This window comes from Azospirillum palustre (assembly GCF_002573965.1).
GTDB lineage: Bacteria > Pseudomonadota > Alphaproteobacteria > Azospirillales > Azospirillaceae > Azospirillum > Azospirillum palustre.
Genome location: NZ_PDKW01000040.1, coordinates 511038 through 511296 on the forward strand (window position 1 = coordinate 511038; position 259 = coordinate 511296).

At 58.7% G+C, this 259-nt stretch carries 1 tRNA gene; it reads right to left on the reverse strand.

Annotation, left to right across the window (positions count from 1 at the left end):
* Nucleotides 1-180: 180 nt before the first annotated feature.
* Nucleotides 181-256: transfer RNA gene (locus CRT60_RS12170), tRNA-Ala, on the reverse strand.
* Nucleotides 257-259 lie beyond the last annotated feature (3 nt).

Sequence of the window (259 nt, forward strand, 5' to 3'; positions counted from 1 at the left end):
CCGGCCGAGGAGCGTCCTCGGTCACTTGCACTTCATCTTCACTTGTCCATGATCCCGTCCCTTGCGGGACACAATAACGAGCGCGAAGCGCTCGTTATTGTTCACGTTGCCGTGTTGTGGTTCCTTCCAACGGTCCTCGTAATCGGGCGGCCGATCATCCACGCTCGACACCAGAAAAACTGGTGGAGGCAGACGGGATCGAACCGACGACCTCCTGCTTGCAAAGCAGGCGCTCTCCCAACTGAGCTATGCCCCCGAT